The organism is Microvirga arabica (genome assembly GCF_016811235.1).
Classification (GTDB): Bacteria; Pseudomonadota; Alphaproteobacteria; order Rhizobiales; family Beijerinckiaceae; genus Microvirga; species Microvirga arabica.
This window is the reverse complement of the sequence record NZ_JAFBID010000023.1, coordinates 32,274-49,699: the sequence shown is the minus strand read 5'-3', so window position 1 is coordinate 49,699 and position 17,426 is coordinate 32,274. Positions and strand designations below refer to the sequence as shown.

At 60.0% G+C, this 17,426-nt stretch carries 15 protein-coding genes and 2 pseudogenes; 7 read left to right on the top strand and 10 right to left on the bottom strand.

The window, feature by feature from the left end:
- Window positions 1-777: 777 nt before the first annotated feature.
- Window positions 778-1,761, top strand: coding sequence for a hypothetical protein (locus JQC81_RS13840; protein ID WP_210347165.1), 984 nt, complete (start codon window positions 778-780; stop codon window positions 1,759-1,761).
- Between the two features lie 1,306 nt (window positions 1,762-3,067).
- Here JQC81_RS13840 and JQC81_RS13835 read toward each other — a convergent pair.
- Window positions 3,068-3,559 (bottom strand): hypothetical protein, encoded by a 492-nt coding sequence (locus JQC81_RS13835; protein WP_203272393.1) that lies wholly within the window; start codon window positions 3,557-3,559, stop codon window positions 3,068-3,070.
- A 917-nt stretch (window positions 3,560-4,476) separates the two neighbouring features.
- Between JQC81_RS13835 and JQC81_RS13830 the strand changes: the two genes are divergently transcribed.
- Together JQC81_RS13830 and JQC81_RS13825 are read left to right on the top strand one after the other, a co-directional pair.
- Window positions 4,477-5,097: a hypothetical protein gene (locus JQC81_RS13830; protein WP_203272392.1), complete on the top strand. Its 621-nt coding sequence runs from the start codon at window positions 4,477-4,479 to the stop codon at window positions 5,095-5,097.
- A gap of 32 nt (window positions 5,098-5,129) precedes the next feature.
- The gene (locus JQC81_RS13825; protein ID WP_203272391.1) at window positions 5,130-5,741 is read left to right on the top strand and encodes a hypothetical protein; all 612 of its coding nucleotides are present in this window, start codon (window positions 5,130-5,132) and stop codon (window positions 5,739-5,741) included.
- A gap of 104 nt (window positions 5,742-5,845) precedes the next feature.
- Here the strand turns inward: JQC81_RS13825 and JQC81_RS13820 are convergent, their stop codons facing one another.
- The 4 genes from JQC81_RS13820 to JQC81_RS13805 form a co-directional block, all read right to left on the bottom strand.
- Complete coding sequence (locus JQC81_RS13820) at window positions 5,846-6,220, bottom strand: HNH endonuclease (RefSeq protein WP_203272390.1); 375 nt, start codon at window positions 6,218-6,220, stop codon at window positions 5,846-5,848.
- Window positions 6,221-6,225: 5 nt separating this feature from the next.
- Window positions 6,226-6,507: a hypothetical protein gene (locus JQC81_RS13815; protein WP_203272389.1), complete on the bottom strand. Its 282-nt coding sequence runs from the start codon at window positions 6,505-6,507 to the stop codon at window positions 6,226-6,228.
- 492 nt (window positions 6,508-6,999) lie between these two features.
- The gene (locus JQC81_RS13810) at window positions 7,000-7,410 is read right to left on the bottom strand and encodes a DCC1-like thiol-disulfide oxidoreductase family protein (protein WP_246520413.1); all 411 of its coding nucleotides are present in this window, start codon (window positions 7,408-7,410) and stop codon (window positions 7,000-7,002) included.
- A complete protein-coding gene (locus JQC81_RS13805) occupies window positions 7,391-9,022 on the bottom strand; it encodes a hypothetical protein (RefSeq protein ID WP_203272387.1) in 1,632 nt (543 codons plus the stop codon). Before JQC81_RS13805 ends, JQC81_RS13810 begins: the two co-directional genes overlap by 20 nt.
- Before the next feature lie 374 nt (window positions 9,023-9,396).
- Here JQC81_RS13805 and JQC81_RS13800 point away from each other — a divergent pair.
- The 4 genes and pseudogenes from JQC81_RS13800 to JQC81_RS13785 all read left to right on the top strand — a co-directional run.
- A pseudogene (locus JQC81_RS13800) lies at window positions 9,397-9,507 on the top strand (IS66 family transposase); the annotation flags it as partial.
- A complete protein-coding gene (locus JQC81_RS34690) occupies window positions 9,485-9,943 on the top strand; it encodes a DUF5372 family protein (RefSeq protein ID WP_512699541.1) in 459 nt (152 codons plus the stop codon). The pseudogene JQC81_RS13800 and the gene JQC81_RS34690, both read left to right, overlap by 23 nt.
- The gene (locus tag JQC81_RS13790) at window positions 9,940-12,201 is read left to right on the top strand and encodes a recombinase family protein (RefSeq protein ID WP_203272385.1); all 2,262 of its coding nucleotides are present in this window, start codon (window positions 9,940-9,942) and stop codon (window positions 12,199-12,201) included. Before JQC81_RS34690 ends, JQC81_RS13790 begins: the two co-directional genes overlap by 4 nt.
- A 3-nt stretch (window positions 12,202-12,204) precedes the next feature.
- Window positions 12,205-12,393 (top strand): annotated as a pseudogene (locus JQC81_RS13785) (transposase domain-containing protein); the annotation flags it as partial.
- 84 nt (window positions 12,394-12,477) lie between these two features.
- Here the strand turns inward: JQC81_RS13785 and JQC81_RS13780 are convergent.
- The 5 genes from JQC81_RS13780 to JQC81_RS13760 form a co-directional block, all read right to left on the bottom strand.
- A complete protein-coding gene (locus tag JQC81_RS13780) occupies window positions 12,478-13,455 on the bottom strand; it encodes a hypothetical protein (RefSeq protein ID WP_203272384.1) in 978 nt (325 codons plus the stop codon).
- 85 nt (window positions 13,456-13,540) lie between these two features.
- Window positions 13,541-13,948: a TadE/TadG family type IV pilus assembly protein gene (locus tag JQC81_RS13775; RefSeq protein WP_203272383.1), complete on the bottom strand. Its 408-nt coding sequence runs from the start codon at window positions 13,946-13,948 to the stop codon at window positions 13,541-13,543.
- Between the two features lie 244 nt (window positions 13,949-14,192).
- A complete protein-coding gene (locus JQC81_RS13770) occupies window positions 14,193-14,849 on the bottom strand; it encodes a TadE/TadG family type IV pilus assembly protein (RefSeq protein WP_281400272.1) in 657 nt (218 codons plus the stop codon).
- A 148-nt stretch (window positions 14,850-14,997) separates the two neighbouring features.
- Window positions 14,998-16,503: a pilus assembly protein TadG-related protein gene (locus JQC81_RS13765; protein WP_203272381.1), complete on the bottom strand. Its 1,506-nt coding sequence runs from the start codon at window positions 16,501-16,503 to the stop codon at window positions 14,998-15,000.
- Between the two features lie 111 nt (window positions 16,504-16,614).
- On the bottom strand, window positions 16,615-17,352 hold the full coding sequence (locus JQC81_RS13760) for a GNAT family N-acetyltransferase (protein ID WP_203272380.1): 738 nt from the start codon (window positions 17,350-17,352) through the stop codon (window positions 16,615-16,617).
- Window positions 17,353-17,426: the final 74 nt, after the last annotated feature.

Below are 17,426 nucleotides of genomic sequence, written 5' to 3'. Positions count from 1 at the left end.
AAGCGAAGTGTGGTTCTGATCTCGGAGCGCATGGGAAGCCCCGTCCTTACCGTCGATGACGCCCCTTGGCTCAATGCGCCGGGTCTGAAAGCGTTCCCGCAGAGTGGGATGGCTCCCCATGGCAGGTGGGGTAACCCCGGGGCCTTGCTCCGTCCGCGCCCGCTCCAGATCGCGCGTTTGTTGTCCAAGCAACGGCGAGCGCCCACTCCTGACGGGGACCGGCCCTGCCCCGACTTGAACTGGGTCGCACTTGGGAGCACGTGCGCCACGGCGTTAAGGATTCAGAGGATGGAGCAAGGCAGATAGACCGAAGGACATAGAGCCTCTGGCTGACTATGACTGCCGCATCAAGCGCGTTACGGTCGGCTGGTGGGATCTATGTAACTGAGATGAGGCACTGCAGAAAACGGTTGACCGCTTACCCGCTCAGGACTGAGGCGCGATGGTTCGCGCTTGTGGAGGCTTGAAATGCCTTTTCTGAACACTGGAGATGTGAAGATCTCCCCTTCATGAGTGCCCCGCATGTCAGCATCGCTGTATTGGCAATCGGATGAGACCCTCGAGACAGGGCATGCTGCGCCGACGGGAGCACCTGCTCAGCCCGTGATGGATTCCAGCTCTCGGCCGGATGAACAAGTGGCTGGGAGTGATTGGTCCAGCGATCTGGACCAGATCATTGCTCTTGCCGATGCGGCGCGCCTTGCCCCACCGGACCCTGCGGTGGCGGCATCCCTGTCGGCTCTCGTTGAGCGTCTGCACGGCTATGTGTCGGCCCATGTGTTGGCGGGGCTGATTGAGCAGCTGCAGGAAACAGTGACCGCTCTTGTCACCATCATCGATCAAATCAGCGGGCTCGCCGAGGCCCGCGCGGCGATCGAACCCTTCGATGAGGCCTTCGCCGAGTTGCCCCGCGAGGTTCCACGGGACGTTCACGCCAAAGCAACGGAAAAGGCAGCCGAGGCCAGGCGCAGCCTTGCAGCGGCGCTGGCACAACTGGAGGAGGTGGAGCAGGCTCAGGCAAGCTCGCTTCCTCTGAAGCAGAAGCACGCCCGGTCAGCCGCTTTGCTTGATGCTGCCGATACTCACGCGCGCTTTGGCCTGGAGGCGGCCCATACCGCTGTGATGATTGTGGCACGAGCGAAGGCTCAATCCGACGCTCCTGCGGACCCCTTCCAAGTGCTCGTGACCTATGACACGCCGGCGCTAGTCCCTGTTCCTGAAGCGGCGCACTTAGAGGCATCAGACGTTCTGACAGCCAGCTCTGTTTCTGGGTCAGAAAACAGGGAATGGGCTGAGAACCCCACAAGCGAATGCATTCTTCACGAGGGCGGAATCTCTGGCGATGGGGCATTGGCCCCGTTGTCTGTAACACAGGGGCTGGAGATGTCTCAGCCTGAGGATGCGCTCCGTCAAGCGGACACTAAGCCTTCTGCTGTGGTGGAGCAACCTCCGGCTCTGTTGTCTCTGATATCTGATGCGGCAGATGCGGCCTGTGTGGGTGAGCATTCGAGCATGCTGTCATTCCATGACGCGGCTGGTTCGCAGGTCAAAGATCTTGCTGACGAGGAGCTCGGGGGCGAGGAGGCAGAGCAGAAAGCGGAGGTTCAGGTCCCAGCTCTTTCAACGCCAATTTCGCCACCGCAGGACGACTACTCCCTCGCTGAGCAGCGTTTGGCTGATTTGCGAAAGCAGTTTAGAACCAAGCAGCACGCCAGGGCCAGCTTTACCCTCGCGAAATACGCGAGGACCTGCCTTTTCTAGGCCCAGGGTATCAAGGGAATACACTGGCGCAAGACAGTTGGTCATCCCCCCGCTGCGTACCCCGAACCTCAGCCTCCCTGTCTGACTTCAATCTGCTGTTCGAGCGGATAATTACTCTTCTTGCCGATGCCGACCAAGGACCCACAAGCAACATCTGACATCGCTTTCAGCCGAACCCAACGGAGGCCGTGATGGTATTCGTCGAGAGTGAGGACGACGGCACAACACTTCGCTGCAGGCTCACCGCCGATTAACAGTGTGTGAGAACGGCAGGCCGGTGCGTACGATGCGGAGTGAAGATCAATGGCGTGCGCGAGCGGCGCATTGCGGAGCCTGCTTAGGCCTCGGAATTCGGCGGGGCGGATGTTGCGGAGATCATGGGACCGAAGCATGAGGCCTGCGCTCTCGCGAAAACGCGGGAGATCACCGGCAGGTCGCCCGAGCCAAGCCGCAGAAGTTCCAACCCGTCGGAGCGCCCCCAAGAGGCCCCTGCCCTTTGAACGGATCGTCCTTGGAGCCAGACATGGTCAGGCAGGATCATTCCATGCTGAGCGATCAGCGGCCACTCGCAATGCCTGCGCGCCTAGACGGGCGTACGCCTCATCGCCCGCTCTCAGAAATTTAAGTTGTGTAGACCAGCTGCAGCTGAGCGACCTATTGGCGCATGGCACCGATGGTGAGGAATAGAACTCTAAAATCCTGGCGAGCTAATCCGTCGGATGCATCGGTGTCGCCACGCATTGCATCGACAGAACATCTAGCAGCTTTTGGAACAATGCTTTAGCTTAAGGTGTTTCCAAGAACGATCTTGGTGGAACTTCTTTTGGATTCTGAATCTCGTGTGGAACATCTACTGCCTGATTGCGATTGGAGGGGTGCTTCTGACCATGGCTCCGCCCAAGGAGCTGGCAGAACGCAAGAGCATCGTTCATGAGGTCGCATTCCTTCTCTCCTGGCCGATGTACGTTCTGGTCGACATCTTTATGCGGCATCGCAGGTAAGCCCCCGAATGGCTGGCCTGGATCGGGAGGCAAGCATGGTGCGGGCGCATCGAGGCGTTTGTCATCGGACGTCCGCTCTGGCGCGCCGATGGCAGCAAACACCAGATGATCGAGCGCACCGGCTCGGGGTTGAGCAGGGGAAAGCGACCCATCACACTGATGGACGACAGCAGGCCGGCACAACCAATCCCTGCTCATCCTGAAACCGGTTGGTCAGACAAAACCCTGCGCTGGGAGATCACGGTCAGACGGGATGGTTCGCAAATCTCTGCATGCTGCGCCAAGCCCGTCGATTGACGATCGCTTCATGGCCGCAGCGTGCGATTTTGAGGGCTGAACTTCGGCGCGCGAAAGCACAGACCCTCGAAGCCATAGACGGCGCCAAGGCTCTCTTCGAGCCGCACCACATGGAAGCGGGATGCCGTCCCGCGCAGGAACGCCCTCGTTTCAGCGCCCTTGAACAGCAGGATCTCGAGTTTCTTGGGCACCCGCTGCAACAACTCGAGGAACTCCCGCATCACCGGATCGCTGAAGCCGATCGCCTCAACAAACTCGAAGCTACCGTCTTCAAAAATGCGCACTGCCGGGCTCACGGACTTCAGCACGAGGGAGGCGCCCTCACGCTCGCCTCGGACGCGGGCGCGCCCGAGCTCAGACTGCCGGGTGGTGGGCAGTTGCGCCGCACTGCCGACCTGGAACCGGATGCGGCGGGCCTGACGCTCGCAGGTCAACATCAAGATTCCTCTTTGCGACCCCAAGGCTCCCGATTTCACCTGCTGCATATCGGTGCGCAGCACAACGAAGTCATCCGCCAGGCGCTCGAGATGCCATCCGCCCTCCCCGATGATAAAGTCTTGAGCCGTCGCAGGATGCGCCAGCAGCAGACCAAGCAGTATGAGGATGCCACGTATCATTTGCCCCCTGCCCCTCATGTGAACGGCGGCTTCATGCGCTGAACTCCGTTTATGGAGAGCAGCGAACTCCTCTCCCGCAGTCGCCCTCGCTGTGGCTTGCCAGATATCCTGCCAAGGACCACCGCCGCGCGGAGCAGACGTCTCGGCGAGACCCTGCAATGGATGTCCAGCTCCCCCGACCCATCATCGCACTGCCACACGGATAAGGGGGTTGCAAGTGCGAGAACGGCCGCTCCTGTCCCGAGAGCGGTGACGATCATTGTCCCCACTTATGGCTGAAGAGCCTTGCCTGAGCATGGCCATCCGCACCTATCCGGGCGCAGGTCCCGGCGGCAAGACCGGGTTGCCGTCCCGAACCTACAGGCTTCAGCATGCCTCGTGCGGGCAGCCCCAACGTGCTCAAGGCCAATCCAGGTCGAGCACGCGACCCAGTCGCTGCAAACCTCCTTACGTCTTCGGCCCGGAAGAACAGGGCGCCACCTAATACTGCTAAGCTTATACCACTTCGACCGCCAGCCATCGCCAAGAAGTCATCGGCGATTCTCCAGATGACGGGACCTCTTGGTCATCGTTATTTGGCGCAAGCGGAAGCCACATTCTTTCGGTTGATCAGGCCGAATTCCGAGATACCCACCGGAAAATAAAACTGTCACGCTTCAAAGACTTGCCGGAGCCTCACAGGCATGGGTCTGATTACCGCCAACCGTAAACCTTGAACGAGGAACGTCCCTCTGTCTCTGAAGCAGGGCTGCTGCCGAGCGCCCTGTGGCGAGGGGCAACCCGTATTGTGAGAAACCGCGATGGCAGACCGACCCAGACCCCAACCAGCTGCTCGCCACCCCGGCGCCACCCGCGGCGCGATCACCGACGTGCAGGTTCGTCCCCGCGATCTGGGACCTCTGTTTGCGAAACCGCCCCTCCTTCAGGGTGAGAGCGAAGCCGACTATGATGAGATCCTGTCGCGGGTGACGCAGGCGGTGGCCCCGGCGGATCCGATCCAGGCCATTTGGGTCCAGGACGTGACCGACCTGATCTGGGAGGTCCGGCGTCTGCGACGCCTCAAGGCCAGTCTGCTCATGGCCAGCCGCAAAAAGGCCGCCGATCGCCTGATCACCGAAACCAGAGACCCATACCAGGCCGCGGACGAGGGCCTGAGCCCTAAGAATGTCAATGCCTGGCTGCGGGGCGACGGCGAGGCCATGGAGAAGCTCAAACGCGGCCTCGCCGGACGGGGCCTCGATCTGGATTCCATCATGGCCGTGGCCCTGGCCGAGCGGCTCAGCGACATCGAGCGGATCGAGCGCATGATCACCGCCGCCGAGGTCCGTCGCGACAAGATCTTCGCTGAAATCCAGCGCCGGCAGGAGGCGTTGGCCCGCCAGCTTCGCGCGATCGCCCATGATGTCACCGACATCGCTTAAGATACCAATGGAACAGCCCAGGGAAATCACCAATGCGCTCACCCAAGCAGATTGCCGCCAGCCGGGTCAATGCGCAGCGCAGCACCGGACCCCGCAGCGCGGCAGGACGGGCTCGGTCCCGCCTCAATGCCCTCAAGCATGGCCTGTCAAAGCCCGCCTCGGCACATCCTGAACTCCAGCGCGAGATCAACCAGCTGGCGGGGGTGCTGGCCGGAGAGGCCCAGCACGATCCCGTGGTTCTGGTGCGCGCGGTGCGCGTGGCGGAAGCGGCGATCGATGTCCAGCGGGCGCGACGGGCCCGGGTAGAGCTCATGCGCCATGTTGATATCGCGGCCGGCCGGGCCAGGCCCGATCTGTGGGCGTTGCCGCCGAGCAGTGCCCTTGTGCGCGAGGCGCTCAAACACCATGGCCAGGACGACTACATCAAAGCGGTCGTCCGACTGGCCGAAATTGCGGAACAGCACATGAAGCGGTCCCCTCCACCCGAGGAGAACAAGATCCGAGACCTCGTCAATGAGACCGCCTGGACCAACCTGCTGCAGCAGTTGGAGCGGCTGGACCGGTATGAGCGCCGGGCCCGCTCGCGCCGCGACCGCGCCATCCGGGACCTGGAGCGCATGCGGGCGAAATCTTTGAGGGTGTGACACCGGCTCACCACCCCCAGCGGGAGACGGGTCAGCTGGGTCGCCAGCGAATCCGGGCGGAAGGATCAACCGGGAGGGCAGCACGCTGCACACGTGTCTCGGACTCAGCGCCGAACGATCTTGCCGGACAGGGTTCGCTTCCACCGGCTGGCCTTGCCGAAGGGCAGCGGCCGCTTGGGGGTGTCAGCGCCCAGATGGCGGATTTTCTGCCGCTTGGCCCGGGCGGCGCGGCGATGATCCTCCCGGGTCTTGGTCAAAGCGCAGGCTTCATGCGCCGGCCCCATGTTGGCAGGATCGTCCTCGCCGCCCAGCTCGAGCGCCCGAATGTGCTCCACAATCCAGCGCTCGCGCACCCCATCGATCCGGCGATCACACAGAACGCACACGCCTGCTGCTCTCTCCCACACCTGGAGCCGGCGGTGCGGGGTCAGGTTTCGCCGTGGTCGTGTGCCCACATCCTGGAGGTCGATGAACGGCATGGCGGCTACTCTGCGCCCTTGGGAGGGGACGCCGGCGACCGGGGTGGATCTGTCCGCAGGTCATGGCCGAGGAGGCCGACGGCCTGTTGGACGAGATCATCCCATTCACGGCAGACGCGGTGGAACCGGGCGAGGAGATGAGCGAATGCCTGCTCGCGCTCAAAGTCTGCCCGTACCAGCCGCGCCTGCACCCCAGTGGATGCGACCGTGGCCGGGTTCCTGTTAGGGGCGGCAGGGTTGACCTTGGGTGTTGCCTTGCGGCTTCGGGCCCGTGATGCTTTTGCCATAAGGTCTCCTTTCATCAGCTAGTTAACGTTATATCGTTAATTAGCTGATGTCAAGTGATCTGCGGCGTTTGAGATGGTCCGCCCCGAACAGTGTTGAGGCTCACAGGAGGACCGGGACTCCCAAGAGGCACTATAGAACCTGGGAGGATCAACGCCAGGTTGCGCTGTGCCGATGCTATGCCCTCACAGAGCTAGGCTGAGGCCGATGCGGACCTGTCCTCGTTGTGACCAAAGTGGCTCTGGGATGGATTGCTCGGTGGGGCCCAGTAGAGTTGCTAGTGGTCAAGATCTGACGCTTGGTACCCGTTCGTGAGGTCCGCTGCGGGTGCAGGGTGGGTCAAAAGTTTCTATCATCAGACATAGGCGCAGCCATAGAAACTGACACCGAAAGCTCCTTGCTTCTGTGTCAGGAAAGATCGTCTATCCCGGCATGCCGCGCCAGATGCAGCCAGCTTACCGCTCACGATTCAGGCGTAAGAACGGAGTAATGTCTTACCTATGTTCACCGGATTGGATCTTTGAGATACCAAGTACGCGTAAGGCTACATTTCGGCCAACTCGGAGAACGGGGTAGAGCACCTTCGCCCGAGCAGGGGACCGAAAGATCCAAGCATTCACCCTGTTGAAGGCGCTAGACGTTGTAGACATCAGAGCTAGTTCATGAATGCACTCGTCGCCATGGGCAATTCGATTGCCTCGTACAAGCGCCATCCCAAGGTTTATATCATAACCGGCAGCAGATAGCTGATTAACAACACCAGCTGACGTCTCAGGCGCTCGCGCGTCCACAAGGTAGAGTTCTCCTGCCGCCTCTCGAAGTCTTAACAGCCGCACATAGTGCGCGCAGAATGGACAAGCGCCATCATAGACAACATAGATTGGCTCAGTAGATCTCGACGACATGAGCATCCTCTTTCAGAATGCGGCGCGTGACGTGGCCATCCTTCAGCGCGAGGCAAACCGAGCGCGTAACGAGCCGATAACGCACAATGTCATCCAAGGCGAGTGCATGGAAGTTGCTATAGAGCATAGGATTACTTGGATGATGATGTAGCCGGAGGTAGTAGGCGTACTTGCCAAACCACTTTGCTTCCTGTTTTGCAGCTTGGTGACGTGCCCGCATAAAGGAGTCGAAGTACATGAGCCGCTCCACCTGCGCCTGCTCGCTCTCTGGTCGGTCTTCCACTTGAGGCACAGCACAGCTCCCATCAGCACGACGTCGCGCCGAATTGTATGCGAGACCCGGCACGGATGGGTCAAAATGTCCCGCGCGGTGCCCTCTATCGAGGTATCCGTGTGATACGGAGTATGAGTGCGCACCAAAGAACGAAAGCGGAACCGGCGTCCAGTTGGCAGATGTTGCAGTCTGTGCCTCCACATTAGAAATTCGCGTGTCTGCTACATCGTACCAAGCAAGCCAACTTGCAGCCCCGAGCACTGGAAGTCCACAAACGAGAATGCAGATGGCGCAGCATATCTTAGGACTGATTCCTACTGAGCGGTCATTCTCGCCGCGTATAGCCCAGAGGACGGCTCCATTCATCCATATCCAAGGCCAGAACAGAACGCCCCCGAAGACATAAACACCCACGTGCAACAGGTCGTAGCAAATTGCGCCAACGCGAAGCCACATCAGTCTGGCAATGGATACAATGGCGAGCAACTGGATCGTGAGCACGAACCCATTGAAAAACAGTGAGCCTGACGAGAGTGCATCATGGACGGTTTGAGCAAGAGCCGGAACACTACCGAGGGGCGCGATGCCTTTTTCTATCCCCACCACCAGGAAATTTGAAACATCATTAGCCAGGAGCCACTCAAATGGTCTACCGTCAAGGATTACCTTGCCTATCCCTGACCAAAAGTAGTTAGCCAAATGGAACCCGATTGCGACGAATGCAAAGCAATGTGTGAGATTACGATGAACGTCCGGTTCTAACTCTAGACGAGCACGTGCGAGACTCCTCGACACCACACTACCGAGAGCTATGAATATTCCCGCCTCGGCTAAGTATAGTATATCATGCTTGCCCATGGGTAGTCCGGACACGTCATCTACTAGCAGCCGGGCTGTGATTACATGCACTGCAGGCATGATTAGGAAAGTGGGCCGACGTATTCCCGCAACAGCAGCCGCAAATGCAGCAAAATCGCCAACACGCAGCATCGCAGATACCAATCTGGTATCGGGCTGAGCGGCCAGATAAACTGTCGGCTCTACCAAGAGGTAGAAAGCGAGGCCGAGAGCAGTCGCTCCTGAGAGGCGTGCGAAAATCTCCGAAGAGTGATTGATATGCGCATTCCGGCCAGCAAATGCCGCTAGTGTAGATACGCCAAAAACAATCAAATAGCCTTGGAGAGGCGCTATGGATTCCACAAGGAGTATCAGCGCCAATTTAGCGACTAGAAATAGTGCAAGCACACCGACTGTAATAAAGACTGGCCACACGGTCTGAGCGGATGGGACCCAAGCGAGCGCCGCCCAGCTCCGCCTTTGAGCTTCTGCTCCTGTCATCCCAATGCCCCCACATCACTGAATTTAGGCCTAACTGGCTGTTTTTCCTATCTTGGCCTTGTAAATTACCAAGATCAAGTAACAACCGATTGGATGAGGTCCTGCCCATGACGCTTGTGAGTATGAGGCTGAGGTCGGTTTGTTGGCGCTCCCTTCTAAGGGCGCGATTGTCCAGCGACGTGCTGATGCGAACAGTCGGTGCAAAGTCTAAGCTCGATTTTGGCCATTCAGTCGGCATGTTAGAGGGCGTAGATCCAGGCGTCCGGCTGAGCAAAGCGGACTTTCGTGCGGTCGGTTCTGGGGCGTGAGGTGACGAAAGCCTGTTCGCGCCAGATCGCCCAACGCACCACTGCGAGGGCGTCACTGAAGGTTGGCTGACCCGTTTCGTGGACGACGGGCGCATTGAGATCGACTCCAGCGTGGTCGAGCGGGCGATCCGGCCCTTGGCTTTGACGCGCAAGAATGCGCTGTTCGCGGGCTCGGACAAGCCCACGTCACAATACTGCTCGACTTAACCCTCAGGATCATTGGATCCGCATCGTCGCCTGGCACCACCCATTGGCCTTGCAAGCTGTTCGCCTGATCAGCTTAGCGGAGAAGGATGGCGAGGACGAAGCGGTCGTCGAGCTCCCGGATGGGCGACGGGAGCGGATACCGTTAGCCTGGACCGACCTGTCCAAGGACGGAGGTTCAACCATGCCGCCGCTCCGGTTCTCGCCGGGAAGTCTGCGCGCCCTGGTCCGGTTGGTGCGAGCGCACGGCATAGGGCCGTGCGTGGAGACCGATCATGTCAGCCCCGAAGCCACCGATCTGGGCCACGCTGCCAGCCGACATCCACAATCCCATGGCGGCCCTGTGGGCGGAGTTGCTACGCCGCCACCTGAGAAGCCGCAGGGTCTCGGAAAGGGAGGTGCCTCATGAATGCGCCGTCCAAGATCGAACCTCGCCATCTGCGTCTGCAGGCCCTCGTCTATATCCGCCAGTCCACGCCGCAGCAGGTCGTGAACAATCAGGAGAGCACCAGGCGCCAGTACGATCTGGTTGACCGGGCGCGGCAGATGGGCTGGCCGGAAACCAGCATTCATGTCATCGACGATGATCTCGGCCTGTCGGGGGCCAGCAGTCAGCAGCGCGGAGGATTCCAGCGCCTGGTTGCGGCAATCGGCCTGGGTGAGGTCGGGATCGTGCTGGTGACCGAAGTCTCGCGCCTGTCGCGCTGCAACAGCGACTGGCATCGAGTGATCGAACTCTGTGCGGTGTTCCGTACGCTCATCGCTGACGAGGATGGGATCTACGATCCGCAGAGCCCGAACGATCAACTGCTGCTGGGTGTCAAGGGAACCTTGTTTGCCGCAGAACTCCATATCCTCCAGACGCGCATGCACGGAGCTCTGCTCAACAAGGCGCGGCGCGGGGAACTGAAGGTTACCCTGCCGGTCGGCTATCGTCGCCGTCCGGATGGGATCGCCGTGATCGATCCCGATGATGCTGTACACCAGGCCGTGTGTACGGTCTTCGAGCGGTTTGCCGTGCTGCGCAACGCACGCGCCGTACAGCGCCACTTCCTCGACAATGGCCTGATGTTGCCGCGGCTGGTACAATCGGGTCCCGATGCCGGGCGGATCGCCTGGATGAAGCCGTCCTATCAGATGATCCAGAAGATGCTCGTCAACCCAGCTTATGCGGGAACGTTCGTCTATGGTCGGGTGAAGCGCGAGGCCGCACCGGGCGATCCGCCTTCATTGGTGGAACGGCGCCGCCCTCCCGAGGAGTGGGACATCGTCGTTCAGGATGTCTATCCCGCCTACCTGAGCTTCGATGCCTATCTGGCGAACCGCCGTCAATTACGAGACAATCTCTCCAACTTCGAGTGCAAGAACCGCGGTGCGCCCCGTGAGGGTGCGGCCTTGCTCCACGGGCTCGTGGTCTGTAGTCGCTGTGGCAGCCGGATGACCGTCAGCTATGGCCGTGGCGATCAGCACCGCCGGTATGAATGCCGCCGGGCACAGGCCAATTATGCCGAACCGGCCTGTCAATCATTCCTGGCGCGCGAGGTCGACCGGATCGCCGCGGAAGCCTTTTTGGACGCCGTCCGTCCCGCTGGCCTGGAAACCACCATTGCCGCGTTGCAGGGCCTGGCCGAAGAGCGGCGCTCCATCGATCACCAATGGCGCCTGCGCCTTGAGCGGGCACGCTACGAGGCACGAATGGCACAACGCCAGTATGATGCCGTGGACCCGGACAACCGGTTGGTTGCGCGCGAACTGGAACGCCGCTGGGAATCCGCTTTGGGCGCAGTGGAACAGCTGGAGCAGGAATACGCGCATCTTCAGCGCACCGAGCTGTCGCCCCTTACCGAGGAGGAAACCGAAGAGGTCCGCCGCCTCGCGTCCGATCTTCCGGCGCTGTGGCACGCCGAGACCACGACGGCGGTGGACCGCAAGCGCCTGCTGCGCTTGGCGATCGTTGAGGTTCGTATCACGGCGGATGCGCCCACGCGGACGGCCGACGTTCGGTTGCTGTGGAGCGGCGGGGCCGAAACACGGCATACCGTCCGCTGTCCGATTCTTGGCTGGCATCTGCGGACCGACCCAGACGTGCTGGCCTTCATTCGCGAACTTGCCGGGCAGCACCCGGACCATCACATCGCCAATCGCCTGAACGCGCAGGGACTGCGAACGCAGACCGGCAAGCCCTGGACCTATGATCGGGTGGCCTCGATGCGCCGCGTCCATAGGATTCCCACCGGCTGCCCTGTCGACACCACAAACCGGCAGGACCGCAGCGACGGGTTCGTCCCCGCTGCGGTCGCGGCGCGGTGCCTTGGCCAGAGCCGGGCGGCCATCCGGGTCTGGGCTCATGATGGGGCGCTGTCGACGGACCAACGCCGGTCGGCCTCGAAGATCTGGGTTCGCCTGACCTCGGAGGACATTGCGCGTCTTGACGGGACCGCAGACGTCACTGGGCTGCCCGCCCTGTCCGAGGTGGCCGCGCAGGCGGGCCTGACGCGGGCGGCCGTCTGGCAACGGGTGCGTGAGGGCGCGTTTATCGTGTATCGCACATCGCGCGGTCCAGCGCCGTCAGGCCAATGGGAATGGCGCCTGCGCCCCGTCGGAGCCTCGCCCAGCCTCAATCCCGGTAGCGCTCACAAGAAAATGGAACAGCATCATGAAGCCTGACCGGATCGCGGCGGCGAGCACTGGGCGATCATCGCCTCATTGGTGGAGACCTGCAAACTGTGCGGAGTGGATCCGCAGGCTTATCTTACCGACGTGCTAAGCCGCATCGTTACCGGCCATCTCAACACCCGCCTCGATGATCTGCTGCCGTGGGCCTATGCCACCACGCCAAACCTCAAGGCTGTGGCCTGAGAACACCGCTTTCCGCCCGGATGCAAGCCGTGGTCGTGGCGCTGCCGTCAAAATGCATCTGGCGCAGCCCGTGTAACGGCCCGGTTATGGGAGCGCGGCGGAGAGGGCGGGATCGATGTGAATCGCTTTCCCTCGCAGAAAGGCCAGAAGGGCGCGTTCGTTGGCATGCAGGGCGCCATCCCGCTGGAGGCGGTCTCTCAGCCAGCGCGCTTCATCCGCGGTCACCTGACGGGCCTCCTGAACGGCGGCATCACTCCACGCCTCTGTCTCATGACGGGGTGCCTTGGGAGCCCCATAGCCGGTGAGAATGCCAGCCAATCCCTCAAGCATGCGGGTGAAGAACGCGCCGAGATCGGCCGGCTCATCAAGCCAGCGCTCGCGCCGCAGCGCCTCCTCGCGGGTCGGCACCGTATACCCGGCATAGAACAGCACCGCATTGGCCACGGCCTTGACGAACAGATCAGACCAGGCCGGGTGGTTGTCCGCCTCCGATGTGGCATCGTTGACCTCGAAGAGGATTTCGGCCTCGGCTCGGGAGACCGCGATGTGCTGATCCCCGCCATAGGCATAGAGGATCCGGCGCAGGAGTTTGACGTCTGCCTCCGTCACGACGCCGGGCCTGTATTCTCCGCCGCGACGGGCCGGGGCAGCCCCGTTGAGGATCGTGTCGCGCGCGGTCTCGAGGGCGAAGCGCACCAGACGCTCGGGGCTTTGGCGGGACTTGTCCAGAACCCCTATGACGGCTTCGAGCTCCGCCGCAGTATCAACCCGGCCGTCCCGGCTGACATGATCGATGAGCCAAGCCGCATTCTGATCGCTGACGTAGCCTCTTGGTTCCTGCTGTTCGACGAGGAAATCGGCGACGGCTTCGGCATACAGATCCGTCCAAGCATCACTCTTCTCGGAGCAGGTCCGATCCAATTCGAATAATCCCTCGACCTGCGCCTGGGTCACTGTCCTCCCACCATAGATGGACCGGCGTAACCGCAGAACATTCTCAGGGCCAAGGCGTCCCGTGGCTTTGATGTCGGACACCAGATCCGCGAAGGAAAACTCACTCATTTCAGCCCCCCTGAACTGCATTCTCGAACGATCGTCCTGTCGATCACAATTGATATCGTTTTAGGTATGACGAGCGCACGAGGTCCTACTCGCCCACATACGGCTGCTCGTGGGCGACCGTGAATTGAACAGTTGATTTAGAAAACACAGCAGACAGGAGAGTCACCTTATAGGGGACAACGGCGGTCAGGCTCACCACACCGGCGGTAAACCGGGTCGCATCCATCGTAACCGTCGCATCAGCTAGATTGGGATCATCCGCGGTGACGATTTGCTTCGCCATAGCTTCTGTTGCAGATGTGGCTGGAACCCGTGCCAGATAACGTGCTGCGTTCCGGACAGCCTTGTCGGCTGCATGATGGACGGACAGCCCACGTCCAATTTCGAACCCGCCTGCCAGAATTAGAATCGCAAGCGGAGCCACGATCGCGGTCTCGACGATTGCCGCTCCCTGCTCAGAGTTCCGGAACTCCGCAATGATCTTGGCAAGCATTCTCTTCCCCTCTCGACCACGCATCAGGCAAAACGGCCATATCCTGTTATTGAGCAAGCCACCGCCTCCAGTTCAGAGATAATGCTCAGTGAGACATCCCAACGATAACAATCATATTTCAATCCGCTTTCGATTGACGCGTGATTGCTTTGTTATCTTTCCATCTGCTCTCACACCAAGTACCACGTCAATCTGACTTTGCTTTGAGGCAGCCCACAATGGCCGGGATTGGTCAACATTGATCTTAAAGCCAGGACGGCGGCGGGCCGAAGGACTCAGTCACGAGCGTGGTTCGGGCCGGGCTGTAAAATCCATCCGGCTTGTTGAGTTCGGTATTGCACTCGCCCGGTGCGTCTGGATTAGGGAACGCGCCAACGAAAACAGACAGGAACGAAAACTGAAACTGCTTGCAGATCGTGACTGTGACCTTCATGGGAATTCCACCCGGTCTGCCAACAAAGCCGAGAACGTGCTCCGTGGCTGGGTTGTAAGCCGCATATTGGACGAGAATGTCGCCTGCTTGCAGGTCGGGATAGGCCCGCTGCATTACTGTCAAAATGCCGGTCATGGTGCAGTCGGCGGAACCGGACTTGCACTTGTAAACGTCGCCCGTGTTGGGCTGACACCCGCCCGCTACGGTGTGGCAGCTTTCGCCGAAGGAGCCGATGCTCCACCAGGTTGTATCAGCGATATCGAGTTTCAAAGTTGTGGAGATCGGCGCATTGACGGTAGCCCACCGAGCCCCAAGTTCAGCGGCTTTCTGCGCCGCGTTCGAATGATACATGAACAGCGCCACCTCAATGGTGCCGAAGGTTAGCAGCAGCACGAGCGGCAAGACCAAGGCCATCTCAACGGCCGTTGCACCTGTCGCGTCGCGGATTATTGTTCGAATTCGTTCCATGAAGCCCCCGTGCGCCCACCTCAGACAGTATACGCACCAGCGAAAAACAGCATCTACTTTCTTATTAAGTAATCCTGTAGTCCTCTGCAATGGCGCGTTCAGTATCCTTCTGAGAGCCCCGCGCCACCCTCCGGTGAACTGCGTACTTTTAATTCCCATCATTCGGATCGCCCGCCGGTCCGTCGACCGGGTTCGGGTAAAGTTGGACAATGTTGTGGAGCTTACCGCTTCCAGACCCCTTGGTGATCCTCCTGACGAACTCCAGGTACAGCTCTTGGCCGTTTGTCGGCTCCGTCATGAAGAACACACCGATGTCAGCAGTTTCGAGGGGAGATTTGGACGAGTTTCCGTGGGCTAGCCAATCGGCATGGGCCACGCAGTCAACCATCGCAGCGTAGATTACCCGCCGCTCCCAGCCGCCATGCTTACTCACATCGCTGATGATGCCCTCTTCCTTCGCACATACCGGCCCCTTCCTGTTAATCTCGGGATCGGTCGACTTGGGAGTGTAGGCAGTAGAACTCTGGGTGACGTTGCCCTGAGCATCCATAGAATAGCCCGCCTCCGCCAAGTACATGTCAAAGCGGGATTCAAAACCCGGGTAGGCATCCGTGTAGTGCGTTGACCAATATTCTGCCGCGCCTGCAGCCCAACTATTCGTCCCATTTGGCCCTCCGTTTCCGTAGGGGCCGTCAAACGCTGTATCGCGGGGCATTCCGCCTGTGGCAGGGATCGTGAGACTAGTCGCCTTAACGCACTGCGAGCCACTGTTGCGAAGCTCTTGGACTCCTTTGAAGTTGATCGGGCCAGGAGCGACCTTGACAACTGCATCGGGATTATTGTCGAAGATATCCATCCGCGCATTCAAGCCCTCGCGGACAGGCCCCGCCACCTCGCCTTGAGCCACGGAGAGCTTGTTGATGTAGCAGGAATCTGGGTCGGATGAGGCAAGGTTCTTCTTGATCATTGTTGCTTTCTGCGCCGCGTTCAGCCCAGTGTAGGGAGGATCGAGAAGCCCGAAATTCCCCGCCCCCCATGAGCTTCCTGGCTGCGATTTCACGATGACCTGCTGCCCCTTTTTCAGAGTGGTTCCGCCCTGCGGCAAACACATAAACAGCGGCTGAACCTCACAGGCAACCGAATGAGAGGCGGCCGTCGACTGAACCACGGTTGTCATGGTCGGGCTTCCGCCAAGAACTTGGATGATCATCCCATTCACAGTTCCAGGATTTGTGGTCGCCTGGACCCAGGCAGCCTTCATGTGATCCGCCTCTTTGGTCGGATCGAGGTAGGTCCCAGCGGTAAGGTTAGCGTAGGTATCTGCATAGACGAAGGCAACCGTCGACCCTCCAGCATCCGCAAACTTGGAGCCATTGATGACTGCGGCCCCGGCAGCATTTGCTTTCGACATCGCCGTTTTGCTTCTGTCGAGCGCCTGTGCAGCCGCGAGAGCAGCCGCATCGGTCATTTGCTTTAACTCGGTGTGCATGCTCGTAAACCGACCTAGGTCGAGCGACAGAGCAAACAGGCCAAGGACAACAGGGAGAGTAATGGCAAACCAGACGATGACAGCGCCATCTTGATCAAACCGAAACCGATGCAAGATTGATCGCATGTTGCTGCCCCGCTGAGAATTAAGCCCTACTAATTCCATGCTGAACTCCTTTTGGCAACATCAGGTAAGTACCACCAAGGAGGTAGGTTAAGATTATGTCGTTCTGGATGAGTAGTAACCCTGTTATCCCCTTACATCAGCAAAGTTGCGTCACGAGGTGAGCCACTTGTGGAAGGTATACACGCTGCGCTGGTGCATGAGTCCGAGTCGAGCCCAGACACGCTGTGTGGCGTAATTGTTGATCTGTGTAGAGGTGATCATGCGTTCGGCACCGCAGTCCGCACAGAGCCAGAGAGCCTGCTCGAAGAGGTGGCCGTACAGCCCGGTGCCCTGGCAGTCGGGATTGATAGCAGCCAGCACTGCTTCGCCTTCATCGTGGGTGTTTAGACGTAGGGTCACAAAGCCTACGATGTCGTTGGACGTAACGGCCAGGAGAACTGGTGTGGTTAGGTCGGTACGAGCGACGCTAGATCCGGCCCATTGCACATAGGCCGCATCAGCCGCGGCACTATCGAGGCGTGGATCGGCATGGTAATGACCGAAATAGCCCCTGAAAGCACTTCGAGCGATGCGTTCGACTGCCGGAGCATCCTCGGGGGTAGCAAGCCGCAAGGTGATGCCCGCGGGCAGAGGGCGCGACTTGCTCAAACCCCGAAGGGAGCGGCCGTAATAAACCAGCGTGTCCATCAGGCGATAGCCGTCGGCTTCCAGTGCATGCACGCGATCCAGAGCGCCAACATCAACGCGGGTCGAGATCATAGCCACTCTCTGCGCTCGGGCAGCCTGGTTGACCTCAACCAAATTTGGCAACTCGGCAGCCTGCCCGTCAATTTGGGCACAGGTTACCCCGAAGCGGCGGGTTTCGAGATCATTCAGGCAAAGTGGCATTATCCCGTCTCTGATGGCTGCAGTGTCGTGCATAACGCTGGTTTGCTACGGATGTGGTAAGAGAAGTGACTTCT